Source organism: Methylibium sp. Root1272, from assembly GCF_001425905.1.
Taxonomy (GTDB): Bacteria; Pseudomonadota; Gammaproteobacteria; order Burkholderiales; family Burkholderiaceae_C; genus Methylibium.
Genome location: NZ_LMDY01000002.1, coordinates 57,327 through 82,966 on the forward strand (window position 1 = coordinate 57,327; position 25,640 = coordinate 82,966).

Below are 25,640 nucleotides of genomic sequence, written 5' to 3' on the forward strand. Positions count from 1 at the left end.
GCCGGGCGCGGAGGCGCCACCTAGAATCCGGGGTCCGGCCCGGCGCGTGCGCCTCGGCCCCACCTCCCACCTCATCACGATGCTGAGCTTCCAGCAAATCATCCTGCGTCTTCAGCAGTACTGGGCCGACCAGGGCTGCGCCCTGCTGCAGCCCTACGACATGGAGGTCGGCGCCGGCACCAGCCACACCGCCACCTTCCTGCGCGCGCTGGGCCCCGAGCCCTGGAAGGCGGCGTACGTGCAGCCGTCGCGGCGGCCGAAGGACGGCCGCTACGGCGAGAACCCCAACCGCCTGCAGCACTACTACCAGTACCAGGTGGTGCTCAAGCCGGCACCGAGCAACATCCTGGAGCTCTACCTCGGCTCGCTCGAGGCGCTGGGCTTCGACCTGAAGGTCAACGACATCCGCTTCGTCGAGGACGACTGGGAGAATCCGACGCTGGGCGCCTGGGGCCTGGGATGGGAGGTCTGGCTCAACGGCATGGAAGTCACGCAGTTCACCTACTTCCAGCAGGTCGGCGGCATCGACTGCCGGCCGATCACCGGCGAGATCACCTACGGCCTGGAGCGCCTGGCGATGTACCTGCAGGGCGTCGACAACGTCTACAAGCTGCAGTGGACCGAGGGGCTGACGTACGGCGACGTCTACCTGCAGAACGAGCAGGAGCAGAGCGCCTACAACTTCGAGCACAGCAACGTCGATTTCCTGCTGACCGCGTTCACGGCCCACGAGGGTAACGCGCAGCAGCTGATGACGCAGCAGCTCGCGCTGCCGGCCTACGAGCAGGTGCTGAAGGCCGCGCACACCTTCAACCTGCTCGACGCGCGCGGTGCGATCAGCGTCACCGAGCGGGCCGCCTACATCGGCCGCATCCGCAACCTGGCGCGCGCGGTCGCGCAGAGCTACGTCGACAGCCGCGCGCGGCTGGGCTACCCGATGGCGCCGCGCGAGTGGGTGGCCGAGATCGAGAAGGCGGGCGAAGCCGCCCGCAAGCCGGCCAAGGCCGCGAACGCGGAAGAGGCGGCCCGGGCATGAGCGACACCAAGAACCTGCTCGTCGAGCTGTTCGTCGAGGAATTGCCGCCGAAGGCGCTGAAGAAGCTCGGCGAGTCCTTCGCCCACACGCTGGCCGAGAGCCTGAAGGCCCAGGGCCTGGCCACCGAGCACTCGGCCACCACGCCCTTTGCCTCGCCGCGGCGGCTGGCGGCGCACATCAGTGCGGTGCTGCCGGCTGCGCCCGACAAGGCGGTGTCGCAGAAGCTGATGCCGGTGAGCGTGGGCCTGACGGCCGACGGCCAGCCGACGCCGGCGCTGCTGAAGAAGCTCGCCGCGCTGGGCGCCGATGCCTTGGCACTGCCGCGGCTGGAGCGCCGCCCGGACGGCAAGGCCGAGGCGCTGTTCTTCGACAGCCTGGTGCCGGGCGCGATGCTGGCCGTCGGGCTGCAGAAGGCGCTGCTCGAGGCGCTGGCGAAGCTGCCGATCCCCAAGCTGATGAGCTACCAGCTCGAGACCGGCGAGTTGCCGGGCTGGGCCAGCGTGCAGTTCGTGCGCCCGGCCCACGGCCTGGTGGCCTTGCACGGCGCCGACCTGGTGCCGGTGGCCGCGCTCGGGCTCGAGTCGCGCCGCGAGACGCACGGCCACCGCTTCGAGGCGCAGATGGATCCGGTGGTGCTGCAGCACGCCGACCACTACGCGCAGCAGTTGCAGGACCAGGGCGCGGTGATCGCCAGCTTCGCGGCGCGCCACGGCGAGATCGCGCGCCAGCTGCAGGCCGCGGCGTCGAAGGAAGGCCTGGTGCCGATCGACGACGCGGCGCTGCTGGACGAGGTGACCGCGCTGGTCGAGCGGCCCAACGTGCTGCTCGGGCAGTTCGAGGAAAGCTTCCTGGCGGTGCCGCCGGAATGCCTGATCCTCACGATGAAGGCCAACCAGAAGTACTTCCCGCTGCTCGACGCGGCGGGCCGGCTCACCCACAAGTTCCTGATCGTCAGCAACATCAGTCCGGACGACGCCAGCGCCGTGGTCGGTGGCAACGAGCGGGTGGTGCGCCCGCGGCTGGCGGACGCCAAGTTCTTCTTCGACCAGGACCGCAAGAAGCGTCTCGCCGATCGCGTGGCTGGCCTGGACAAGGTCGTCTACCACGGCAAGCTCGGCACCCAGGGCGAACGCGTCGAGCGCGTGCGGGCCATCGCGCGGGCGATCGGCAGCCAGCTCGGCGGCGAGGCGCTGGCGGCCAAGGCCGACCAGGCCGCGCTGCTGGCCAAGGCCGACCTGCTGACCGACATGGTGGGCGAGTTCCCGGAGTTGCAGGGCACGATGGGCCGCTACTACGCGCAGCACGACGGCCTGGGCGACGACATCGCGTTCGCGATCGAGGACCATTACCGCCCGCGCTTCGCCGGCGACGAACTGCCGCGCAACGAGGTCGGCACCGTGGTCGCGCTGGCCGACAAGCTGGAAACGCTGGTCGGCCTGTTCGGCATCGGCCAGCTGCCGACCGGCGACAAGGATCCGTTCGCGTTGCGGCGGCATGCGCTGGGGGTGATCCGCATGCTGAGCGAGAAGGCCTTGCCGCTCGACGTCGATGCGCTGCTGAAGACGGCCTCGCCGGCGTTCGGCGCGCTGATCGCCGATCCGTCGGCGGCGCTGGCCGATTTCATCTTCGACCGCCTCGCCGGCAGCCTGCGCGAGCAGGGCTACCGCGCGCAGGAAGTCGACGCCGTGCTCTCGCTGCGCCCTCAGCGGCTGAGCGAGGTGGCGCAGCGCCTGGCGGCAGTGCGGGCCTTCGCGGCGCTGCCCGAGGCGCCGGCGCTCGCCGCGGCGAACAAGCGGGTCGGCAACATCCTGAAGAAGGTCGAGGGTGCGGTGGAGCCGAAGGTCGACGCGGCGTTGCTGAAGGAGCCGGCCGAGGCCGCACTGGCACAGGCGCTGGCGGCGGTGAAGCCTGCGGCCGATGCCGCCTTCGCGCGCGGCGACCACGCGGCCTCGCTGCAGTCGCTCGCTGCGCTGAAGGCGCCGGTCGACGCCTTCTTCGACGGCGTGATGGTCAACGCCGATGACCCGGCGCTGCGCGCCAATCGGCTCGGTCTGCTGGCCACGCTGCATGCCGCGATGAACCGCGTGGCCGACCTCTCCAAGCTGGCGAGCTGACATGCAGCCCCCCAAGCTCGTCATCCTCGATCGCGACGGCACCATCAACGTCGACAGCGACGACTACATCAAGTCGGCCGAAGAATGGCAGGCCTTGCCGGGTGCACTGGAAGGCATCGCGCGGCTCAACCATGCCGGCTGGCACGTGGTGATCGCCACCAACCAGTCGGGCCTGGGCCGCGGGCTGTTCGACATGTCGACGCTCAACGCGATGCACGCGAAGATGAATCTCGGGCTGGCTCAGGTGGGGGGGCGCGTCGACGCGGTGTTTTTCTGCCCGCACGCGCCCGACGAGGCCTGCGCCTGCCGCAAGCCGCTGCCCGGCCTGTTCACGCAGATCGGCGATCGCTACGGCGTGGAGCTGTCGAAGGTGCCCGCCATCGGCGACAGCCTGCGCGATCTTCAGGCGGCCCAGGCGGTCGGCTGCGAGACCCACCTGGTGCGCACCGGCAAGTGCGCGGGCCTCACCGACGCGCAGATCGCCGACATCGTGCGCCACGTGCCCGGCACCGTGGTGCATGCCGACCTGGCGACCGCAGCGGAGTTCATCGTGCAGCGCGAACGCCACGAGCGGGCCATCGCGCGCGGCACGGTCGAGGTGCCCGACAGCAACCCCGGGGCGTTGGGGGCATGAGCCCGCCGGGCCGCCCCAAGGGCGAATACCGGAGTGCGCAGCACGAAGGTGGTCCGGTGAGCCGCTTGGTGGCGGTGCTGCGCTCCGCGGTCTTCATCGCGTGGCTGGCGATCACGGTGGTGCCGATCGCGATCGCGGCGCTGCTGCTGTCGATCTTCGTGCGCGGCGATCCGGTGTACTGGGTCTGCATCAGCTGGCTGCGCCTGTCGATCTGGGGCGCCAAGGCGATCTGCGGCGTGCGCTACCGCGTGCAGGGCATGGAGCGGCTCCCGGCCGACCGGCTCTCGCCGGTGATCCTGCTGCCCAAGCACCAGAGCACCTGGGAGACCTTCGCGTTCCCGACGCTGATGTCGCACCCGCTGTGCTACGTGTTCAAGCGCGAGCTGCTCTACATCCCCTTCTTCGGCTGGGCCATCGGTCGGCTCGACATGATCCACATCGACCGCAGCAAGCGCACCGAAGCCTGGAACCGCGTGGCCGAGCAGGGCCGCAAGTACATGGCCCATGGCAACTGGGTCATCATGTTCCCCGAAGGCACGCGCACGCCACGCGGTGACCAGGGCGTCTACAAGAGCGGCGGCACGCGGCTCGCGGTGACGACCGGCACACCGGTGGTGCCGATCGCGGTGAGCTCCGCGAAGTGCTGGCCGCGCAAGAGCTTCGTGTTGCGGCCCGGCGTGATCGACGTCGTGATCGGCACCCCCATTCCCTCCGCCGGCCGTCAGCCCGACGAACTGATGCGCGAAGTGGAGGCGTGGATCGAGGCCGAGATGCGCCGCATCGATCCCGAGGCCTACCCGGCCACCACCGCGGCGCGATGAGTTCCGGCGGGAGGCGCGGCGCCATGGTCGGCTTCTATACTCGCCCCCCATGACGCGCCGGGCCGCCGTGGCCGACCCCAACGCCCCTTTTCGCCAGCTCGACCTGCCGCTGTTCGCGCAGGACGAGCCTGCCGCATCCGCCGCGCCGCAGGCGGCCGCGCTGGCGGCGCCGGAGCCGGCGCCCCGCCTCAGCGTGCCGGCTGCGCCGCCGTCGCCCGCCAGACCGCCCGGGCCGGCGCTGAGCCCGCCGCTGTTCCGTCACCCGCGTGCCTCGCGCGAGATCGACCTCGGCCGCGCCGTCGTCGCCTATGAATTCCAGCGCGCACGGCGCCGCTCGATCGGCATGGTGGTCTCGGCCGAGGGGCTGAGCGTGCGAGCGCCGCGCTGGGTCGGCCGCGGCGAGATCGACGCCGCGCTGCGCGAGAAGGCGGCCTGGATCCAGGCCAAGCTGGTCGAGCAGCACGAGCGGGCGCAAAAGCACGCGGCCGCACGCATCGAGTGGCGCGACGGCGCCAGCCTGCCTTTCCTCGGCGAGACCCTGATCCTCGTGCTCGACCCGCGCGCCACCGGCGCGGTGCTCAACAGCGACGCGGCGGCGCTGCCCGGCGTGCCGCGGCTCACGCTGCACATCGGCCTGCCGCACGGCGCGGCGCCCGAGCAGATCCGCGACGTGGTGCAGGCCTGGCTGCAGCGCCAGGCGAAACGCCTGTTCGAGGAGCGCTGCACCCACTTCGCGCCGCGCCTGAAGGTGCAGGTGCGGCGGCTGGCGCTCAGCTCCGCCCAGACGCGCTGGGGCAGCGCCAGCGCCGACGGCTCGGTGCGGCTGAACTGGCGCCTGATCCACTTCGCGCTGCCGACCATCGACTACGTCGTCGCTCACGAGCTCGCCCACCTGCGCGAGATGAACCACAGCCCGCGCTTCTGGGACGTGGTGCGCTCCGTCATCCCCGATCTCGACACCGCACGCGGCGCGCTGCGCCACGAGATGGTGCCGGCGTTCGACTGACGCTCGGACGGGTCGTCGCGCCGGCCGCCGGGCGACAGGGCTACCAGCCCAGAGGCCCGGCCCAGCCCCGGTAGAGCTTGGGCAGCGGCGTCGCGTAGTCGCCGTGCTTGCTGGTGCGCAGCCCCAGGCCCACCAGGGCCTCGGCCAGCTTGACTGCGGCGGCCACGCCGTCGATCACCGGCACGCCCAGGCGCTGCTGCAGCGTGCCGCACAGCCCGGCCATGCCGGCGCAGCCCAGCACGATGGCGCCGCTGCGGTCCTGCGCCAGCGCGGCGCGCGCGCTCGCCTCGATCTGCGCCAGCACTTCGTCGCCGGCGTCCTCGAGCGCGAGCACCGGGATGTCGGTGCCGTGGATGCCGCGGCAGCGCCGCTCGAAGCCGTACTTCAGCACCAGGTGCTCGGCGATCACGCAGGTGCGCGTCATCGTCGTGACGACCGAGAAGCCGGTCGCCAGCATCGACGCGACGTGGAAGGCCGCCTCGGCGGTGCCCAGCACCGGTGCGTCGGTGGCTTCGCGGGCCGCGTCGAGGCCGGGGTCGCCGAAGCAGGCGATCAGCACCGCGTCGGGCGCCAGCGGCGCGGCCTGCCGCACTTGCTCGGCCACGCCGGCGGCAGCGAACACCTCGTCGTAATGGCCCTCGATCGAGGCCGGCCCGAAGCCGGGCTGGGTGGCGATCACCTCGGTGCCGGCGGCGGCCACCGCGCGCGCCGCGTCGGCGATGCCCGCGGTCATGCCGGCGGAGCTGTTGGGGTTGATGAGCAGCAGCTTCATGGTCGTCGTCTCGTGAACAAGATCAGTGCGTTTTGCATACAAAACGCGCGGGGCGGACCAGCGATGGTGCGCGCTTGCGGTTGGTCACGGCGGCTCGCCCCGCGCCTTGCGGGGTGCGAGCAAGGACCGCACCCGGGCGTCGCGTCCGGCAGGGCCGCGGCGGCGGGGTCGACGCGTCGGCTGGCACATGCTTTGCGTGCCGGCTGCGCCATGAACCCACGCACCGACCTGGAACTCGTTCACCTGGTCAAGCGCTACGGCGACGCGGTCGCCGTAGCCGGGATCGACCTGAAGATCGCCGCCGGCAGCTACTGCTGCCTGCTCGGGCCCTCGGGCTGCGGCAAGACCTCCACGCTGCGCATGATCGCCGGCCACGAGCTGGCGAGCGAGGGCGACATCGTGCTCGGCGGCCGCAACATCACCAACCTGCCGGCGTCCGAGCGCGGCACGGCGATGATGTTCCAGAGTTATGCGCTGTTCCCGCACCTGAGCGCGCTCGACAACGTGGCCTTCAGCCTGAAGATGCGCGGCGTCGACAAGGCCGCGCGGCAGAAGAAGGCGGCCGACCTGCTGGAGCGCGTGTCGCTGGGCCACCTGGCGCACCGCAAGCCGGCCGAGCTGTCGGGTGGCCAGCAGCAGCGCGTGGCGCTGGCGCGCGCGCTGATCACCGAACCCAAGGTGCTGCTGCTCGACGAGCCGCTGTCGGCGCTCGATCCTTTCCTGCGCATCAAGATGCGCGCCGAGCTCAAGGGCTGGCAGACCTCGCTGGGCATGACCTTCATCCACGTCACGCACTCGCAGGAGGAGGCGATGGCGCTGGCCGACCAGGTGGTGGTGATGAGCCAGGGCCGCATCGAGCAGGACGGCTCGCCGCACAGCGTGTTCAACGCGCCGCGCAGCGAGTTCGTGGCGCGCTTCATGGGCGGGCACAACGTCATTCCTTCCTCGCGCGGCCTGGTGGCCGTGCGCGCCGACAAGACGCGCCTGAGCCGCGAGCCGCTGCCGGCCGGCGACACGGTGCTGCCGGCCACCGTGCGTGCCACCGAGTACCAGGGCACCTACGTGCTGCTGACGCTGCACAGCCCGACGGTCGAGGAGTTCAACGTCGTGCTGCCTGAGGCGGCCTTCGAGGCCCAGCCCTGGCGGCCCGGCGACAGCGCCTGCGCCCACTGGGACGCCGCCGACGTCCATCCGCTGGCCGCCTGAGCGGCCCCCCTTCATCCCCAGGAGAAGCCACCATGTCCGAATTCCGTCGCCGCCAACTGCTCCAGGGCACCGCCGGCATCCTCGCCACCGGCATCTTCCCCGCCATCCACGCGCAGGAGAAGATCACGCTGCGCTACCTGGGCACCGCGGTGAACCAGGACAAGGCCATCGCCGAGAAGTTCAAGGCCGACACCGGCATCACCATCCAGTACATCGCCGTCAACACCGACGAGGTGACCAAGCGCGCGGTGACTTCGCCGAACAGCTTCGACCTGATCGACACCGAGTACTTCTCGCTGAAGAAGATCGTGCCGACCGGCAACCTGAAGGGCATCGACACCAAGCGCATCAAGAACGCCGACAAGATCACCACGCTGTTCACCACCGGCGTGGTGGGCGGCAAGGCGGTCGGTGACCAGGGCACGGCGCCGAAGAAGGTGATCTACCTGGAAGGCGAGAAGAGCAAGGTGTTCGCCAAGGCGCCGACGCAGTTCATGAGCCTGATCCCCACGGTCTACAACGCCGACACGCTGGGCATCCGGCCCGACCTGATCAAGCGCCCGATCGAAAGCTGGGCCGAGTTGCTGAACCCGGAGTTCAAGGGCAAGGCCGCGATCCTGAACATCCCGTCGATCGGCATCATGGACGCGGCGATGGTCGTGGAGGCCAAGGGGCTCTACAAGTACCCCGACAAGGGCAACATGACCAAGAAGGAGATCGACCTCACGATCAAGACGCTGATCGAGGCGAAGAAGGCCGGCCAGTTCCGCTCGCTGTGGAAGGACTTCAACGAGTCGGTCAACCTGATGGCCTCCGGCGAGGTGGTGATCCAGTCGATGTGGTCGCCGGCCGTGACCGCGGTGCGCACCAAGGGCATCGACTGCGTGTTCCAGCCGCTGAAGGAGGGCTACCGCGCCTGGGCAGCCGGCTTCGGCGTACCGGCCACGGCCAGCGGCAAGAAGCTCGACGCCACCTATGAGTTCATCAACTGGTTCCTCGACGGCTGGGCCGGCGCCTACCTGAACCGCCAGGGCTACTACAGCGCCGTGCTGGAAACCGCCAAGGCCAAGATGGAAGCCTACGAGTGGGCCTACTGGATGGAAGGCAAGGCGGCCGAGAAGGACATCAAGTCGCCCAACGGCGACCTGCTCGCCAAGGCCGGCAGCAAGCGCGACGGCGGCTCCTACGAGCAGCGCATGGGCGGCATCGCCTGCTGGAACGCGCTGATGGACGAGAACACCTACATGGTCCAGAAGTGGAACGAATTTGTCGCGGCGTGATGACGCTCCCCCCCGTTGCGGCTGACGCCGCTCCCCCAAGGGCCACGAAGAGGCCCTTTCAGTGCCTTTAGGGCGCCGCTGGCGGACCGGCAGAGCCGGATCCGCGGCGTCCGCTGGGGGGACGGCATCGCTGCGCTCGCCTTGCGCGTCGCAGGGGAGCGCCGGTATGAAGTCCGGGGCGCTCGGAGGGGGGCCGCCCGCTTGGCTGCAGGCGCTGCCGTTCGGGGCGGTGTTCGCGTTCTTCTTCATCGCGCCGCTGCTGCTGATCGGCGCGGTGAGCTTCTGGCCGACCAGCGACTACGAGCTGATCCCCGGCTTCACCGGCCAGAACTACGTGTCGATCTTCGAGGGCTGCAGCAACCTGGCCGAGCCCTGCGTGACGCTGAAGACCTACTGGTCGACGCTGCGTTTCTCGCTGCTGACCTGGGCTGCCGCGCTGCTGATCGGCTTCACGATCGCCTATTTCCTGGCCTTCCACGTGCGCTCGCCGGGCATGCAGACGCTGCTGTTCGTCATCTGCACCATCCCGTTCTGGACCAGCAACGTCATCCGCATGATCTCGTGGGTGCCGCTGCTCGGCCGCAACGGGCTGGTCAACCAGGGGTTGATGGGGCTGGGTCTGGTCGACAAGCCGGTCGACTGGCTGCTGTTCTCGGAGTTCTCGGTGGTGCTGGCCTTCGTGCACCTGTACACGATGTTCATGCTGGTGCCGATCTTCAATTCGATGATGCGCATCGACCGATCGCTGCTCGAGGCCGCCGACGACTGCGGCGCCAGCGGCTGGCAGACGCTGTGGAACGTGATCGTGCCGCTGTCGCGCACCGGCATCCTGATCGGCTCGATCTTCGTCATCACCATCGTGATGGGCGACTTCGTGACCGTCGGCGTGATGGGCGGCCAGCAGATCGCCTCGGTCGGCAAGGTGATCCAGGTCCAGACCTCCTACCTGCAGTTCCCGCTGGCCGCGGCCAACGCCGTGGTGCTGCTGGCGGTGGTGCTGATGATCATCGTCGCGCTGACGCGGCTGGTGAATCTGCGCAAGGAACTTTGAGATGAACCGCGACCGCCGCTCGAGAGGCTTCTGGCCGCTGGCCCTCGTGTTCGGCCTGTTCGTGCTGTTCCTCTACGGGCCGGTGATCACGATCTTCGTGCTGAGCTTCCAGGGCCCGGAGGGCGGCCTGACGCTGCCGATGCGCGGGTTGTCGTTGCACTGGTACCACGAGCTGTGGAAGGGCCTGGGCGTGGTCGACATCGGCGCCGCGCTGCGCCGCTCGCTCGCGCTCGGCGCGGTGGTGATGCTGCTCACGGTGCTGCTGGCGCTGACCGCCGGGTTGGCCTTCCGCAAGCGGCTGGTCGGTGCCGACGCGCTGTTCTACGTGACCGTGGCCAGCCTGATCATGCCGTCGATCATCGTGTCGCTCGGCATCGGCCTGCAGTTCCGGCTGCTCGACGGCGGCATCAAGTGGTTGCTGGAGGCCGTCGGCGCGACCGCCACGCTCGAGAGCTACACCACCTCGCTGGGCCTCTACACCTCCGGCCTCGGCGCCCACCTGACCTGGACGCTGCCGTTCGGCCTGCTGATCATGTTCGCGGTGTTCAACCGCTTCAACCCGGCCTACGAGGAAGCCGCGCGCGACCAGGGCGCGACGCCATGGCAGACCTTCCGCCACGTGGTGCTGCCGCTGATCGGGCCATCGGTGGTCGGCATCGGCATGTTCGGCTTCACGCTGAGCTGGGACGAGATCGCGCGCTCGTCGCAGGCGATCGGCGACCTCAACACGCTGCCGCTGGAACTGCAGGGCCTGACCACCACCGTCACCACGCCGTCGATCTACGCGCTGGGCACGGTGACCACCGGCATCTCGCTGCTGGTGGTCGGATTGGCGCTGGCCGGCGCGGCCGCGCTGCGCCGCCGCGGCGGCCGGCGCGCCACCTGACGCGGCCCGCGCTCGTCCGCATGACGAAGCGACGCGTCGCCGGTGCCGGCTCCGACGTGCCGCCGCCGGCCATGCCGACCGATCGCGTCTACGAGGCCGTCTACGCCGCGGTGATCGACCAGCGCCTGCCACCCGGCACGCGGTTGCGCGAAGAAGAGCTGGCGCAGGCCTTCGCGGTCTCTCGCACGGTGGTGCGCCAGGCGCTGCATCAGCTGGCGCAGGACGGCATCATCACGCTGCAGCCCAACCGCGGCGCCCGCGTGCCCGAGCCGACACGGCGCGACGGCGAGCACGTGTTCGACGCCCGCCGTGTCGTCGAGTGCGAGGTGGTGCGCCGCCTCGCCGGCAAGCTGAGCGCGGCGCAACTGGCCGAGTTGCGCGCGCTGGTGGCGGCGGAGGAGCGCGCGACGCGCTCGCAGAACAAGCAGGAGGCGATCCGCCTGTCCGGCCGCTTCCACCTCGAGCTCGCGCGCCTGAGCGGCAACCCGATCTTCCTGCGGCTGCTGGAGGAACTGCTGCCGACCACCTCGCTGCTGATGGCGCTGTACAAGGCGCCGGGCGAGCCGATGTGCGTGGCGCACAGCCACCGCCGCCTGCTGGCGGGCCTGGAGCGCGACGGGGCGGGCGCCGCCGCGACCGAGATGCGCCGCCACCTCAACGAGATCGAACGCTCGCTGTCGCAGCTGGCGTCCCCGGCGGTGCCCGCGCTGCGCGACGTGTTCAGCGCCTACCGCGGCGGCGGCACCTGACGGGCGGTGCGGGTCGGGCCGTTCCCGTCAGCCGGTGACGGCGAAGCGGTAGACGCCACTCACGTGGTCCACCTGACGCACCAGCCGCCCGTCGAACCACAGCGCGTGCAGGTGGGCGATGGCCTCGCCGAGCGCGAAGGTGGTCTGGTGCAGGTCGAGCGGGCGCTTGAACAGCACCGGCAGCAGCTCGGTGGCCGTCTTCGGGGCGGCAGCGCAGGCAGTCAGCACGTCGGCGAAGCGCTCGGCATGGTGATCGCGCAGCTGGTCGACGCGGGTGTGCAGGCCGGTGAAGGGGCGGCCATGGGCCGGCAGCACCAGGGTGTCGGGCGGCAGCGCGCGCATCCGCTCGATCGACTCGAGGTAGAGCCGCAGTGGGTCGGCCTCGGGTTCGAAGTCGAGCACGCTGACGTTGGTGCTGATGCGCGGCAGCACCATGTCGCCCGAGATCAGCACGCCGAGCGCCTCGCAGTGCAGCGCGATGTGCTCCGGCGCATGGCCGTAGCCGACGTGGCAGCGCCAGCCGTGGTCGCCGACGCGCAGCGTCTCGCCGTCGAGCAGACGGTGGTAGCGCTGCGGCACCGACGGCACCATCGAGGCGTAGTAATTGGAGCGCCGGCGGATCTTCTGGAGCGCGTCGGCGTCGGTGACGCCATGGCGCGCGAAGTGGTTCGCCGCCTCGTCGCCGCCGACGCCGGTGGTGCTGCGGCAGGCGATCCGTGCCGCGTTCCAGTCGGTCGCGCTGATCCACAGCGGGCAGTCGCGCCCGAGCACGCTCCAGCGCGTCGTCAGCCAGTCGGCCAGCCCGATGTGGTCCGGATGCATGTGGGTCACGATCACGCGCAGCACCGGCAGGCCGCCCAGGTGGTCTGCGAACACCTGCTCCCAGGCGGCGCGGGTGGTGTCGTCGCCGATGCCGCAGTCGACGATGGCCCAGCCCTCCACCGGGCCGTCCGGGCCCTCGACCCGGTCGCGCAGCAGCCAGAGGTTGATGTGGTCCAACGCGAAGGGCAGCCGCATCCGCACCCATTTCACGCCGGGGGCGACATCGAGGGTGCTGCCCAGCGCCGGCAGGTCGTCGCCGAACGGATAGCCGAGCTGGTGTTCGAGTGCGTTCATCGCAGGTCGGGCGCGCCGCGCCGCCGTGAAGTCCGGTGGCACGTTAACGCAAACGCCGGGACAGGTCGGTCGCCGACGCGTCACGGGGCGCCTGCGTAAAATTGAGGCAAACGAGGAGCCGACGCATGACCACCGACCTGAAAGAGCTGTTCGACAACAACCGCGAGTGGGCCAAGCAGACCGAGGTGCGCGAACCCGGCTTCTTCTCGCGGCTGCTCAAGCAGCAGTCGCCGCAGTACCTGTGGATCGGCTGTGCCGACAGCCGGGTGCCGGCCAACGACCTGGTCGGCCTGCTGCCCGGCGAGCTGTTCGTGCACCGCAACGTCGCCAACGTGGTGGTGCATTCCGACCTCAACTGCCTGTCGGTCGTGCAGTTCGCGATCGACATGCTGAAGGTGCAGCACCTGATCGTGGTCGGCCACTCCGGCTGCGGCGGCGTGGCCGCGGCGCTGGCCAACCGCCGCGTCGGCGTGGCCGACAACTGGCTGCGCCATGTGCAGGACGTGCGCAACAAGCACAACGCCTGGCTCGACACGGTGCGCGAGGTCGACCGCGTCAACGCGCTGTGCGAGCTCAACGTCGTCGAGCAGGCGCTGAACCTGTGCAGTACCACGGTCGTGCAGGACGCCTGGCAGCGCAGCCAGCAGGTCGTCATCCACGGCTGGTTCTACGGCCTGCACAACGGCCTGCTCGAGGACCTGACGATGACGGTCGACAACGCCGACGCGGTGGCCCCCGCCTACGCACGGGCGCTCGCCACGGTGAAGGCGCGCTACGACGCCCGGGGGGTCGCCTGATGGCCGGCAGCGCCTTCGTCACGACCCTGAACGACCCGCGCGCCTTCGACATCGCCCAGGCGCTGCTCGACGGTTTCAACCGCCACTACAAGCTGTTCCGCCAGACCAGCGCCGAGGCCAAGCAGCGCTTCGAGATGGCCGACTGGCACGGCCAGCAGCGCGCGCAGCGCGAGCGCATCGAGTTCTACGACCTGCGCGTCGACGAGGCCGCGGAGCGGCTGGAGAACGAGTTCCGCGCCAGCTCGCTGTCCGAGGAGACCTGGCAGCAGGTGAAGCTGTACTACATCGGCCTGCTGATCAACCACCACCAGCCCGAGCTGGCCGAGACCTTCTTCAACTCGGTCACGACGAAGATCCTGCACCGCAGCTACTTCCGCAACGACTTCATCTTCGTGCGCCCGGCGGTCAGCACCGAATACATCGAGAACGAGGAACCGGCCTCGCTGCCGACCTACCGTGCCTACTACCCCAGTCGCCCGGGCTCGGCCGAGGGGCTGCGCGAGACGCTGCTGCGCATCGTCGACAACTACCAGCTCCAACGAGAGTTCGAGGACCTGGGGCGCGACATCGATTACGTGCTGCAGGCGTTTCGTAACCAGTTCGGCGACGTCAAGCTCAGCGCCAACTTCCAGATCCAGGTGCTGGCCTCGCTGTTCTTCCGCAACAAGGGCGCCTACATCGTCGGCAAGGTGATCAACGGCTTCCGCGAGACCGGCTTCGCGCTGCCGGTGCTGCACAACTCGCGCGAGCTGCTGACGATCGACACCGCACTGTTCGGCGAGGACGAACTGCTGCTGCTGTTCAGCTTCGCGCGCGCCTACTTCCTGGTCGACATGGAGATCCCGTCGGCCTACGTGCAGTTCCTGCGCTCGCTGATGCCGCGCAAGCCGCGCTGGGAGCTGTACAACGCGCTGGGCCTGCAGAAGCAGGGCAAGAACCAGTTCTACCGCGACTTCCTCTATCACCTGCGCCACTCTTCGGACAGCTTCCGCATCGCCCCCGGCATCAAGGGCATGGTGATGCTGGTGTTCGACCTGCCGAGCTTCCCATTCGTCTTCAAGGTCATCAAGGACTTCTATCCGCCGCAGAAGGACACCTCGCGCGAACTGATCCAGAGCAAGTACCAGCTGGTGAAGACGCACGACCGCGTCGGCCGCATGGCCGACTCGCTGGAGTACAGCAACGTGGCCTTCCCGCGCCAGCGCTTCGAGCCCGAGCTGATCGAGGAGATCCGCCACTTCTGCCCCAGCCTGCTGGAGGAGGAGGGGGACAGCCTGGTGCTCAAGCACCTGTACATCGAGCGGCGCATGATCCCGCTCAACATCTACCTGCAGGAGGCCACGTCCGAGCAGATGAAGCACGCCGTCATCGAGTACGGCAACGCCATCAAGGACCTGGTGGCGGCCAACATCTTCCCCGGCGACATGCTGTGGAAGAACTTCGGCGTCACGCGCCACGGCAAGGTGGTGTTCTATGACTACGACGAGATCGAGTACCTGACCGACTGCAACTTCCGCAAGGTGCCCGAGCCGCGCAACGAGGAGGAAGAGATGTCGGGCGACGTCTGGTACTCGGTCGGCCCGAAGGACGTGTTCCCCGAGACCTTCGGTCCCTTCCTGCTCGGCAACCCGACGGTGCGCGAGGTGTTCATGCAGCACCACGCCGAACTGCTGGACCCGGCGTTCTGGCAGGGCCGCAAGGACCGCATCGCCGGCGGCTACGTGCACGACGTCTTCCCCTACGATCCGCACAAGCGCTTCCGCCGGCCGCTGGGGCTGGGCTTCGGCAGCCTCGACGCCGAGGCGGTGTCGCTGCATCCGGCATCGGCGACCACTCAACTGGGCCACAACCCCATCTGATCTTGTGAAGGAGCCTTGCCATGTCCAACGATGATCCGGTCGTGATCGTGTCGGCTGCGCGCACGCCGATCGGCGGGCTGCTCGGCGACCTGGCGCCGCTGGCGGCCTGGGAGCTGGGCGCCGTCGCGATCCGTGCCGCGGTCGAGCGCGCCGGCGTGCCGGGCGATGCGGTCGACGAGGTGCTGATGGGCAACTGCCTGATGGCGGGCCAGGGCCAGGCCCCGGCCCGCCAGGCGGCGCGCAAGGCCGGCCTGCCGGATGCGGCCGGTGCGGTGACCCTGTCGAAGATGTGCGGCTCCGGCATGCGCGCGATGATGTTCGGCCACGACATGCTGGTGGCCGGCTCGGCCGAAATCGTGGTGGCCGGCGGCATGGAAAGCATGACCAATGCGCCGCACCTGAGCTTCGTGCGCAAGGGCCTCAAGTACGGCGCGGCGGTGCTCTATGACCACATGGCGCTCGACGGCCTGGAGGACGCCTACGAGCGCGGCAAGTCGATGGGCGTGTTCGCCGAGCAGTGCGTCGGCTCCTACGGTTTCCGGCGCGAGGCGATGGACGCCTTCGCGGTGGCGTCGACGCAGCGCGCGATCGCAGCCCACAACGACGGCAGCTTCGACTGGGAGATCGCGCCGGTCACGCTGGCCGGCCGGGCGGGCGACGTGGCGGTCGACCGCGACGAGCAGCCCTTCAAGGCCAAGCTCGACAAGATCGCGGCGCTGAAGCCGGCCTTCGGCAAGGACGGCACGATCACCGCCGCCACCTCGTCGAGCATCTCCGACGGCGCCGCGGCGCTGGTGCTGATGCGTGCCTCCACCGCCCTCGCGCGCGGCCTCGCACCCATCGCCGTGGTGCGCGCGCATGCGGTGCATGCGCAGGCGCCAGCCTGGTTCTCCACCGCGCCGGCCGGTGCGATCCGCAAGGTGCTGCAGAAGACCGGTTGGGCCGTGCAGGACGTGGAACTGTGGGAGATCAACGAGGCCTTCGCTGCGGTGACGATGGCAGCGATGGCCGATTTCGAGCTGCCGCACGAGCGGGTCAACGTGCACGGTGGGGCGTGTGCGCTGGGCCACCCGATCGGCGCGTCGGGCGCCCGCATCGTGGTGACGCTGCTCGGCGCGCTGCGACGGCGCGGCCTCAAGCGCGGCGTGGCGGCGCTGTGCATCGGCGGCGGCGAGGCCACGGCGCTGGCGGTCGAGTTGCCTTGATCGCCCTCGGCATCCACGACCTCGGGCTGTTCATGCTGACCAGCCTGGTGCTCAACCTCACGCCCGGCGCCGACACGCTGTACGTCATGAGCCGCAGCGCGCGCGGCGGCTGGCGCCATGGCGTGGCGGGCGCCTTCGGCATCGGGCTCGGCTGCATGGGCCATGCGGTCGCGGCGGCGCTGGGCGTGGCGGCGGTGCTGGCCGCATCGCGCTGGGCCTTCGACGGGCTCAAGTGGGCCGGCGCCCTCTACCTGGCGTGGCTGGGCCTGCAGATGCTGCGCGCGGCGTGGCGTGGGTCCGGTGCCACGGCCGTGGCACCGGACCAGGCGGTGGCGCCGCTCCCGACGCTGCGCCAGTCGTTCACCGCCGGGCTGCTGACCAACCTTCTGAACCCCAAGGTCGGGCTGTTCTTTCTGGCCTTCGTGCCGCAGTTCGTCGACGTGCACGCGGGCCGACCGCTGCCGGCCTTCCTGCTGCTGGGCCTGCTGTTCAACCTGAGCGGCGTGAGCTGGCTGCTGCTCGTCGCCCTGCTGACGGATCGGGTGCGGGGCCGCGTCGCGCCATCGCTGCGGCGGGCGCTGCAGGGGCTCGGCGGCGGGCTGTTCGTACTGCTCGCGGCGCGCCTCGCGACTGCCCGCGGCCCAGGCTGAGGTACGCCCTTTTCCTGTGCGCGGACGGCCCGGCTGCGTTGCGGGAACTACGTATGGGGTTAACGACAGCGGCGCCCTGCGAGGCCGCTCCTTACCATCGGCAAGCTTTCAAACAGACCCGGGTTCGCTGTCGAGAACCCGTCGTTTCGTGCCCAATCAGGAGATGCCCATGACCCAGAAGACCGCCCCGCAACGTCGTCGATTCCTCAAGAAGGCTTCCGCAGGTGCCGTCGGCGCCACCGCGATGGCTGCCCCGATGGTGTCGGTCGCCCAGACGACCTCGCTGCGCTTCCAGAGCACCTGGCCCTCGAAGGACATCTTCCACGAGTACGCGCAGGACTTCGCCACCAAGGTCAACAACATGGCCGGTGGCCGCCTGAAGATCGAGGTGCTGCCGGCGGGTTCGGTGGTGCCGGCCTTCCAGCTCCTGGAAGCGGTCAACAAGGGCACGCTCGACGGCGGGCACGGCGTCGTGGCCTACCACTACGGCAAGAACTCGGCGCTGGCGCTGTGGGGATCGGGCCCGTCGTTCGGCATGGACCCCAACATGCTGCTGGCCTGGCACAACTACGGCGGCGGCAAGGAGCTGCTGGCCGAGATCTACAAGAGCCTGAACATGGACGTCGTGTCCTTCCTGTACGGCCCGATGCCGACGCAGCCTTTCGGCTGGTTCAAGAAGCCGATCGGCAAGCTCGAGGACATCAAGGGCACCAAGTTCCGCACCGTCGGCCTGGCGGTGGACATGTACACCGACATGGGCGCGGCGGTGAACCCGCTGCCGGGCGGCGAGATCGTGCCGGCGCTGGACCGCGGCCTGATCGACGGCGCCGAGTTCAACAACGCCAGCTCCGACCGCCTGCTCGGCTTCCCCGACGTGGTGAAGAACTGCATGCTGCAGAGCTTCCACCAGAGCGGCGAGCAGTTCGAGATCCTGTTCAACAAGGGCAAGCTCGAGGCACTGCCGGCCGAGCTCAAGGCGATCGTCGACTACGGCGTGCAGGCCGCCAGTGCCGACATGAGCTGGAAGGCCGCGCACCGCAATTCGCTCGACTACGCCGAGCTGAAGAAGGCCGGCGTCAAGTTCTACAAGACGCCCGATGCGATCCTGCGCGCGCAGCTCGCCGCCTGGGACAAGATCATCGCCAAGAAGGGCGGCGAGAACGCGCTGTTCCAGAAGGTGATCGATTCGCAGAAGGCCTTCGCCGCGCGCGCCGGCCAATGGTGGAACGACTACACGGTTGACTTCAAGATGGCCTACAACCACTATTTCAGCGCCAAGAAGGCCTGAGCGCCCTCGCGATCGAAGCGACAATCCGGGGGCGCCGCGCAGCGGCGCCCCCGCTCGTTTGTCCGGACGTTTTTTTCTAGGAAGCCTGATGCAGAACCTGCTGCTGGCGATCGACCGCTTCTCCACCTGGATCGGCAAGCTGTTTGCCTGGGCGGTGGTGGGCCTGACCATGCTGATCAGCTGGGAGGTGTTCTCCCGCTACGTGCTCAACAAGCCCCATGCCTGGGTGCTCGACGCCCAGATCATGCTGTACGGCGTGCTCTTCATGTGCGCCGGCGCGTACACGCTGAGCAAGGCGGGCCACGTGCGCGGCGACGTGCTCTACGGCTTCTTCCGGCCGCGCACCCAGGCCACGATCGACCTGGTCCTCTACTTCGTGTTCTTCCTGCCGGGCATCGTGGCGCTCACCTGGGCCGGCTGGTTCTACTTCAACGATTCGCTCTCCATCCGCGAGCAGACCTTCAACGCCGATCCGTTGCCGGTCTATCCCTTCAAGTTCGTGATCCCCTTCGCCGGTGGCGTGCTGCTGCTGCAGGGCCTGGTGGAGATCGTGCGCTGCGTGATCTGCCTGCGTGACGGCGATTGGCCATCGCGCGAAGAAGACGTCGAGGAGGTCGACGTCGACAAGCTCAAGGAAATGGTGCACGTGAAAGACGCCGACATCGAAGCGCTCGACAAGTTCGTCGTCAAGGAAGGCGGCAAGTCATGAAGCTGCGCAAGGAACTGTGGTTCGGCTTCACGCTGATGGCCATCATCATCGCGGCGGCGATGGGCATGGTGCTGAGCGTCGACACCATGACCAACGGCCACTACGGCCTGCTGATGCTGTCGCTGGTGGTCGTGGCCATCATGCTGGGCTTTCCCACCGCCTTCACGCTGATGGGCATGGGCATGCTGTTCGCCTTCTTCGCCTACCACTCCGGCGGGCAGACGACGGGCGGCGCGATGAAGCAGACGCTCGACCTGATGGTGCAGCGCGCCTTCGCGGTGATGAGCAACGACGTGCTGATCTCGATCCCGCTGTTCGTGTTCATGGGCTACCTGGTCGAGCGGGCCAACCTGATCGAGAAGCTGTTCCGCAGCCTGCACCTGGCCCTGGCGCGGGTGCCCGGCTCGCTGGCGGTCGCCACGCTGGTGACCTGCGCGGTGTTCGCCACCGCGACCGGCATCGTGGGGGCGGTCGTCACGCTGATGGGCCTGCTGGCGCTGCCGCAGATGCTGCGCGGCGGCTACGACGTGCGGGTCTCGGCCGGGGCCATCACCGCCGGCGGCTGCCTGGGCATCCTGATCCCGCCGTCGGTGCTGCTGATCGTCTACGGCGCGACCGCCGGCGTGTCGGTGGTGCAGTTGTATGCCGGAGCTTTCTTCCCCGGGATCATGCTGGCCGGCCTGTACATCCTCTACGTGATCATCCTCGCCAAGATCAAGCCGGCGCTGATGCCCCCGCTGACGGCCGCTCAGCGCTTCGTGCCACTGCCCAAGCCGCTGCAGAGCGCGGGCGCCAGCGGCGAGGGCCGTGCGCTGCCGTGGTTGCTGGGCGCCTTGAAGGGCAAGCGCAACCAGGCCGTGAGCACGGGTTTCCTGCTCAAGCAACTGACCATCGCGCTGCTGCCGTTGATCCTGTTCGCTGCCGTGTCGCTCTGGAGCTACCAGACCGTGACCCGCGTCGCACCGGCCGACGATTTCTCGGAACTGCAACAGATGGGTGCCGGCAGCGCCACCGAATCGGAAGGCACGGGCGGCTTGCAGCCCCCGCCGAGCGAAGAGGGCAGCGGGCTGCAGGAGCCACCGTCGTCCGGAGGTCTGCAGGAGCCGCCCGCGGCTGCTGCGGCAGAGTCGGCCAGCGGGGCCGCGCTGGAAACGCCTCCGGCGACGGCGTCCGACGCTGCGTCCCCCGTGGCCACGCCTCCCGCCGCCGCTACCGCCGCCGCCGCCGCGGGCGATGCCGCGTCGACTACCAAGCCGGCGCCGCAGGGCTACTGGATCGGCCTGGCGGTGGGGGCGGTGGCGATGCTGGCTTACTACTCGCTGCTCAGCTTCAACCGGCTCGAAGTCTTCAAGATGCTGCTGTCGAGCTTCTTCCCGCTGCTGGTGCTGATCATCGCGGTGCTGGGCTCGATCGTCTTCGGCCTGGCGACGCCCACCGAGGCTGCGGCGGTCGGTGCGCTTGGAGGCTTCCTCCTCGCGGGAGCCTATCGGCAGCTCAACTTCACGGTGGTGAAGGAGAGCGTCTTCCTCACCGCCAAGACCAGCGCGATGGTGTGCTGGCTGTTCGTCGGCTCGGCCATCTTCTCGGCGGCCTTCGCGCTGCTGGGCGGCCAGGAACTGGTCGAGAACTGGGTGCTGGGCATGAACCTCACCAAGACCCAGTTCCTCGTGCTGAGTCAGGTGATCATCTTCGTGCTGGGCTGGCCGCTGGAGTGGACCGAGATCATCGTGATCTTCATGCCCATCTTCATCCCGCTGCTCGACAACTTCGGGGTCGACCCGCTGTTCTTCGGCCTGCTGGTGGCCCTGAACCTGCAGACGGCCTTCCTGAGCCCGCCGGTGGCGATGGCGGCGTTCTACCTGAAGGGCGTGGCACCGAAGCACGTGACGCTGAACCAGATCTTCGCCGGCATGCTGCCCTTCATGGGCATCCAGGTCATCGCGATCATCCTGCTGTACCAGTTCCCGGCGATCGGCCTGTGGCTGCCGCAGGTGCTGTACAAGTGATCGGGGGGGCGCGCGCCGGCGGCACCACGGCGGTGTGGCGATGAACGCGAGGAGCCCGGTCGAGTTCTATTTCGACTTCTCCTCGCCCTACTCCTACATCGCCAGCGAGTGGGTCGAGGCGGTGGCCGCGCGCCACGGCCGCACCGTGCGCTGGCACGCCATCCTGCTCGGTGCCACCTTCCAGGCGGCCGAGCTGAAGAGTCCGGTGTCCTACCCGGTCAAGCGCGAGTACGCGCTGGTCGATTTCCAGCGATCGGCGCGCTTCGAGGGCGTGCCGTACCGGTTGCCCGAGCCGTTCCCGATCCCGACGCAGAACGCCGCGCGCGTGTTCTGGTGGCTCGCCGACCGCGACCCCGCGCGAGCAGCGGCCTGGGCGCATGCCGGGCTGCGCGCCTACTTCACGCGTGGCGTGGCGCTCGACGTGCCGGCACAGCTGAAGGCGCTGTGTGCCGAAGCCGGGCTCGACGCCGACGCGGCCGAGGCTGCCTGGGGCGACCCGGTCTGGAAGGCAAAGCTGAAGGCCGAGAACGACGCCGCGATCGCGGCGGGCCTGTTCGGTGCGCCGTCCTTCATCGTCGACGGCGAGCTGTTCTGGGGCAACGACCGGCGGGGGCAGCTGGAGCGCTGGCTCGCGAGCGGGCCGTTCTGAGCGGTGGCGCCGTCAGGCGCTCGCGCTGCCGGCCCCCTGCAGCGCGAGCTCGATGTCGGCGCGCAGACGCCGCAACGCGGCCAATTCGGCCTTCGGTGCCTGGATGGCCGGGTAGAGCACCGTGAGCAGCCCGCTCGCCGTCTCGTCGGCGTCCATCGGCCTTTGCTGCAGCACGGCCTCCCACAACAGGTGTTCCATCGGCCCGAGCACCATGGTGCGCAGCAGGCGCAGCGGCACGTCACGGCGGATCTCGCCGCTGGCCTGGCCACGCGCCAGCAGGTCCATCAGCGGCGCGGTGTAGCGGCGCTGCAGTGGCGCGAAGGCGTCGCCCAGGGCTTCCTGCCCTTTCGAGCGGCCTTCCGACAGCACCAGCGCGCACAGCCCGGTGCCCTGCGTCAGGAACAGCCGCAGATGGGTCCGCACAAAGAACTCGAGCTGCGCGCGCGTGTCGCGCTGGCGTGGCAGGCCGGCCTCGATGACGGCGATGATCTCGTCGTACCAGTCTTCGATCACGCGCGTGCACAGCTCGCGCTTGCCATGGAAGTAGGTGAAGACGGTGGCTTCGGAGATGCCCAGGCGCTGTGCGATCTCGGTCGTCGTGGCGTGCTCGTAGCCGCGTTCGGAGAACACGTCGCGGCCGACGCGCAGGATGTCGCGCACGCGCTGCTCGGACTTGGCGCTGGCCGGCGCGCGTCGGCGTGGAGGAGCGAGAGCGGGCGGACTGTTCATCGGCGCGGTTGCAGGGGCGTGGAGGAGGGCAGGCGGGATTGTCGGGGATCGTTAATGTTGAGTAAAGCTCAATTAATACTTGATTCGATCGTGTCGACCACCTAGACTGAACGCTGATTTCCTGAAGGCTCGATCGGGTCGGCAGGCGATGATTGTCAATATTGAGCGGAACTCATGAATGCGCGAGCCCCGGCCCGTCGCACCGAGCTTCCGCCGTCACGGAGGCGACCGCCATGTCCAGCTTTACCGGCCTCGATATCGACCTCGGCGACACGCTGGTCATGCTGCGCGACAGCGTGCGCGACTTCGCCCAGCAGGAGATCGCACCGCGCGCGGCCGACATCGACCGCGACAACCTGTTCCCTGCCGACCTCTGGCGCAAGCTCGGCCACCTGGGCGTGCACGGCATGACGGTGGACGAGGCCTACGGCGGCACCGGCCTGGGCTACCTGGCGCACATGGTGGCGATGGAGGAGATCTCGCGCGCCTCCGCGGCCGTGGGCCTGTCCTACGGCGCGCATTCCAACCTCTGCATCAACCAGCTGCACCGCAATGGCAGCGACGCGCAGAAGCGCCGCTACCTGCCGAAGCTGGTGTCCGGCGAGCATGTCGGCGCGCTGGCGATGAGCGAGCCCAACGCCGGCTCCGACGTGGTCAGCATGAAGCTGCGCGCCGAGCGCCGCGGCGACCGCTACGTGCTGAACGGCGCCAAGATGTGGATCACCAACGGCGGCGACGCCGACACGATGGTGGTCTATGCCAAGACCGAGCCCGAGGCCGGCGCCAAGGGCGTGACGGCCCTCATCGTCGAAAAGGGTTTCAAGGGCCTGAGCTTCGGCAGCAAGCTCGACAAGCTGGGCATGCGCGGCTCCAACACCTACCCGGTGTTCTTCGAGGACTGCGAGGTGCCGGTCGACAACGTGCTGGGCCTCGAGGGTGGCGGCGTCAAGGTGCTGATGAGCGGCCTGGACTACGAGCGCGCGGTGCTGTCGGCCGGGCCGCTGGGCATCATGGCCGCCTGCATGGACCTGGTGCTGCCCTATGTGCACGACCGCAAGCAGTTCGGCCAGAGCATCGGCGAGTTCCAGCTGATGCAGGGCAAGCTGGCCGACATGTACACCACCTTCTCGGCCTGCCGTGCCTACGTCTACGCCGTCGGCCAGGCCTGCGATCGCGCCGACCACAGCCGTTCGCTGCGCAAGGACGCGGCCGGCGCCATCCTCTACGCCGCCGAGAAGGCCACCTGGATGGCCGGCGAGGCCATCCAGGTGCTGGGCGGCAACGGCTACATCAACGAGTACCCGGCCGGGCGGCTGTGGCGCGACGCCAAGCTCTACGAGATCGGTGCCGGCACCTCGGAGATCCGGCGCATGCTGATCGGCCGCGAACTGTTCGCCGAGTCGGCCTGACCCCTGGCCGAAGGAGTTCCGCGATGTCGACCCTGGTGTCCCGCCTCGATCCGCGCAGCGACGAGTTCAAGGCCAATGCGGCCGCGATGCGCCGCGGCGTCGACGACCTGCGCGCGAAGCTCGCACAGATCGCGCTGGGTGGCGGCGAGACCGCGCGCGCGCGGCACGTGGCGCGCGGCAAGCTGCTGCCGCGCGAGCGGGTCGAGCTGCTGCTGGACCCGGACACGCCCTTCCTCGAGATCGCCCCGCTGGCGGCGATGGGCGTCTATCGCGACGTCGACGGCAGCGATGCGGCGCCGTGCGCCGGCGTGATTGCCGGCATCGGCCGTGTCGCCGGCGTCGAGTGCGTGATCGTGTGCAACGACGCCACCGTCAAGGGCGGCACCTACTACCCGCTGACCGTGAAGAAGCACCTGCGCGCGCAGGAGATCGCGCAGCAGAACCGGCTGCCCTGCCTCTACCTGGTCGACAGCGGCGGCGCCAACCTGCCGAACCAGGACGAGGTGTTCCCGGACCGCGACCACTTCGGTCGCATCTTCTACAACCAGGCGACGATGAGCGCCGACGGCATCCCGCAGATCGCCGTGGTGATGGGCTCCTGCACCGCCGGCGGCGCCTACGTACCGGCGATGAGCGACGAGACCATCATCGTGCAGAACCAGGGCACGATCTTCCTCGGCGGCCCGCCGCTGGTGAAGGCCGCGACCGGCGAGGTGGTGACGGCCGAGGACCTGGGCGGGGGCGATGTCCACACCCGACTGTCGGGCGTGGCCGACCACCTGGCGCGCAACGACACCCATGCGCTGGCGCTGGCGCGCCAGATCGTCGGCCACCTCAACCATCGCAAGCCGCAGGCGCCGATGCAGCGCGAGCCGGTGGCGCCGGGCTACGACGCGGCCGAACTGCTGGGCGTGATCCCGACCGACACGCGCAAGCCCTTCGACGTGCGCGAGGTCATTGCCCGCATCGTCGACGGCAGCGAGTTCGACGAGTTCAAGGCGCGCTACGGCGCCACGCTGGTGACCGGGTTCGCACACATCGAGGGCCTGCCGGTCGGCATCGTGGCGAACAACGGCATCCTGTTCTCCGAGAGTGCCAACAAGGGCGCGCATTTCATCGAGCTGTGCTGCCAGCGCAAGATTCCGCTGGTGTTCCTGCAGAACATCACCGGCTTCATGGTCGGCCGCAAGGTCGAGAACGAAGGCATTGCACGCGCCGGCGCGAAGATGGTCACTGCGGTGGCCTGCGCCAACGTGCCCAAGTTCACCGTGATCATCGGCGGCAGTTTCGGCGCGGGCAACTACGGCATGTGCGGCCGCGCCTATTCGCCGCGCTTCCTGTGGATGTGGCCCAACGCGCGCATCTCGGTGATGGGCGGCGAGCAGGCCGCCAGCGTGCTGGCCACCGTGAAGCGCGACGGCATCGAGGCCAAGGGCGGCACCTGGTCGGCCGAGGACGAGTCGGCCTTCAAGGCGCCGCTGCTCGCACAGTACGAGACCCAGGGTCACCCCTACTACGCCAGCGCCCGGCTGTGGGACGATGGCGTCATCGATCCCGCGGACACGCGCCGCGTGCTCGCGCTCGGCCTGAGCGCCAGCCTGAACGCGCCGATCCCCGACGCGAAGTTCGGCGTGTTCCGCATGTGATGGAGGGCGCCGCGATGCCGCA

23 protein-coding genes are annotated in these 25,640 nt (G+C 69.2%); 20 read left to right on the forward strand and 3 right to left on the reverse strand.

The genetic code is table 11. The features are described 5' to 3' along the window. The first annotated feature begins 79 nt into the window (after positions 1-79). The 5 genes from glyQ to ASC67_RS03715 are packed head-to-tail and all read left to right on the forward strand — an operon-like array spanning position 80 to position 5,611. Positions 80-1,036, forward strand: a complete 957-nt coding sequence (gene glyQ / locus ASC67_RS03695; RefSeq protein WP_056315414.1) for a glycine--tRNA ligase subunit alpha — start codon at positions 80-82, stop codon at positions 1,034-1,036. Then, positions 1,033-3,150, forward strand: coding sequence for a glycine--tRNA ligase subunit beta (glyS, locus tag ASC67_RS03700; RefSeq protein ID WP_056315253.1), 2,118 nt, complete (start codon positions 1,033-1,035; stop codon positions 3,148-3,150). Before glyQ ends, glyS begins: the two co-directional genes overlap by 4 nt. 1 nt (position 3,151) lies before the next feature. Then, a complete protein-coding gene (gene gmhB / locus ASC67_RS03705; RefSeq protein WP_056315255.1) occupies positions 3,152-3,784 on the forward strand; it encodes a D-glycero-beta-D-manno-heptose 1,7-bisphosphate 7-phosphatase in 633 nt (210 codons plus the stop codon). Positions 3,785-3,840: 56 nt separating this feature from the next. Next, positions 3,841-4,605, forward strand: a complete 765-nt coding sequence (locus ASC67_RS03710; protein ID WP_056315416.1) for a 1-acyl-sn-glycerol-3-phosphate acyltransferase — start codon at positions 3,841-3,843, stop codon at positions 4,603-4,605. A gap of 49 nt (positions 4,606-4,654) precedes the next feature. Next, the gene (locus tag ASC67_RS03715) at positions 4,655-5,611 is read left to right on the forward strand and encodes a M48 family metallopeptidase (protein ID WP_156466648.1); all 957 of its coding nucleotides are present in this window, start codon (positions 4,655-4,657) and stop codon (positions 5,609-5,611) included. A 40-nt stretch (positions 5,612-5,651) separates the two neighbouring features. Here ASC67_RS03715 and ASC67_RS03720 read toward each other — a convergent pair whose 3' ends face one another. Further along, a complete protein-coding gene (locus ASC67_RS03720; protein ID WP_056315257.1) occupies positions 5,652-6,383 on the reverse strand; it encodes an aspartate/glutamate racemase family protein in 732 nt (243 codons plus the stop codon). Between the two features lie 210 nt (positions 6,384-6,593). Here ASC67_RS03720 and ASC67_RS03725 point away from each other — a divergent pair, with 210 nt between their 5' ends. The 5 genes from ASC67_RS03725 (at position 6,594) to ASC67_RS03745 (ending at position 11,555) form a co-directional block, all read left to right on the forward strand. Beyond that, positions 6,594-7,589 (forward strand): ABC transporter ATP-binding protein, encoded by a 996-nt coding sequence (locus tag ASC67_RS03725; protein WP_056315259.1) that lies wholly within the window; start codon positions 6,594-6,596, stop codon positions 7,587-7,589. 32 nt (positions 7,590-7,621) lie between these two features. After that, positions 7,622-8,869: a PotD/PotF family extracellular solute-binding protein gene (locus ASC67_RS03730; RefSeq protein WP_056315260.1), complete on the forward strand. Its 1,248-nt coding sequence runs from the start codon at positions 7,622-7,624 to the stop codon at positions 8,867-8,869. A gap of 166 nt (positions 8,870-9,035) precedes the next feature. After that, entirely contained in the window at positions 9,036-9,920 is an 885-nt protein-coding gene (locus ASC67_RS03735; protein ID WP_056315262.1) for an ABC transporter permease, read from the forward strand. Position 9,921: 1 nt separating this feature from the next. Next, positions 9,922-10,806: an ABC transporter permease gene (locus ASC67_RS03740; RefSeq protein ID WP_056315265.1), complete on the forward strand. Its 885-nt coding sequence runs from the start codon at positions 9,922-9,924 to the stop codon at positions 10,804-10,806. Between the two features lie 20 nt (positions 10,807-10,826). Continuing rightward, entirely contained in the window at positions 10,827-11,555 is a 729-nt protein-coding gene (locus tag ASC67_RS03745) for a GntR family transcriptional regulator (RefSeq protein WP_056315268.1), read from the forward strand. Between the two features lie 27 nt (positions 11,556-11,582). On the opposite strand, the gene ASC67_RS03750 is transcribed toward ASC67_RS03745, so the two are convergent. Then, the gene (locus ASC67_RS03750; RefSeq protein WP_056315270.1) at positions 11,583-12,671 is read right to left on the reverse strand and encodes an MBL fold metallo-hydrolase; all 1,089 of its coding nucleotides are present in this window, start codon (positions 12,669-12,671) and stop codon (positions 11,583-11,585) included. A gap of 125 nt (positions 12,672-12,796) precedes the next feature. Between ASC67_RS03750 and can the strand changes: the two genes are divergently transcribed. From can to ASC67_RS03790, 8 genes are all read left to right on the forward strand, one after another. Next, positions 12,797-13,468 (forward strand): carbonate dehydratase, encoded by a 672-nt coding sequence (gene can, locus ASC67_RS03755; protein WP_056315272.1) that lies wholly within the window; start codon positions 12,797-12,799, stop codon positions 13,466-13,468. Continuing rightward, entirely contained in the window at positions 13,468-15,327 is a 1,860-nt protein-coding gene (aceK, locus tag ASC67_RS03760; protein ID WP_056315274.1) for a bifunctional isocitrate dehydrogenase kinase/phosphatase, read from the forward strand. Before can ends, aceK begins: the two co-directional genes overlap by 1 nt. Positions 15,328-15,347: 20 nt before the next feature. Further along, entirely contained in the window at positions 15,348-16,532 is a 1,185-nt protein-coding gene (locus tag ASC67_RS03765; RefSeq protein ID WP_056315275.1) for an acetyl-CoA C-acyltransferase, read from the forward strand. Further along, a complete protein-coding gene (locus ASC67_RS03770) occupies positions 16,529-17,182 on the forward strand; it encodes a LysE family translocator (protein WP_235566213.1) in 654 nt (217 codons plus the stop codon). The genes ASC67_RS03765 and ASC67_RS03770 overlap by 4 nt, the downstream gene beginning before the upstream one ends. Positions 17,183-17,351: 169 nt before the next feature. After that, a complete protein-coding gene (locus tag ASC67_RS03775) occupies positions 17,352-18,470 on the forward strand; it encodes a TRAP transporter substrate-binding protein (RefSeq protein WP_056315278.1) in 1,119 nt (372 codons plus the stop codon). Between the two features lie 88 nt (positions 18,471-18,558). Next, a complete protein-coding gene (locus tag ASC67_RS03780; protein WP_056315280.1) occupies positions 18,559-19,179 on the forward strand; it encodes a TRAP transporter small permease subunit in 621 nt (206 codons plus the stop codon). Next, complete coding sequence (locus ASC67_RS03785; protein WP_056315283.1) at positions 19,176-21,185, forward strand: TRAP transporter large permease subunit; 2,010 nt, start codon at positions 19,176-19,178, stop codon at positions 21,183-21,185. Before ASC67_RS03780 ends, ASC67_RS03785 begins: the two co-directional genes overlap by 4 nt. Positions 21,186-21,225: 40 nt before the next feature. After that, a complete protein-coding gene (locus tag ASC67_RS03790) occupies positions 21,226-21,834 on the forward strand; it encodes a 2-hydroxychromene-2-carboxylate isomerase (RefSeq protein WP_056315285.1) in 609 nt (202 codons plus the stop codon). Positions 21,835-21,846: 12 nt separating this feature from the next. Here the strand turns inward: ASC67_RS03790 and ASC67_RS03795 are convergent, their stop codons facing one another. Further along, a complete protein-coding gene (locus ASC67_RS03795; RefSeq protein ID WP_056315287.1) occupies positions 21,847-22,563 on the reverse strand; it encodes a TetR/AcrR family transcriptional regulator in 717 nt (238 codons plus the stop codon). A gap of 233 nt (positions 22,564-22,796) precedes the next feature. Between ASC67_RS03795 and ASC67_RS03800 the strand changes: the two genes are divergently transcribed. Continuing rightward, positions 22,797-23,972, forward strand: coding sequence for an isovaleryl-CoA dehydrogenase (locus tag ASC67_RS03800; protein WP_056315289.1), 1,176 nt, complete (start codon positions 22,797-22,799; stop codon positions 23,970-23,972). A 23-nt stretch (positions 23,973-23,995) separates the two neighbouring features. Beyond that, on the forward strand, positions 23,996-25,618 hold the full coding sequence (locus tag ASC67_RS03805) for a carboxyl transferase domain-containing protein (RefSeq protein WP_056315291.1): 1,623 nt from the start codon (positions 23,996-23,998) through the stop codon (positions 25,616-25,618). Positions 25,619-25,640: the final 22 nt, after the last annotated feature.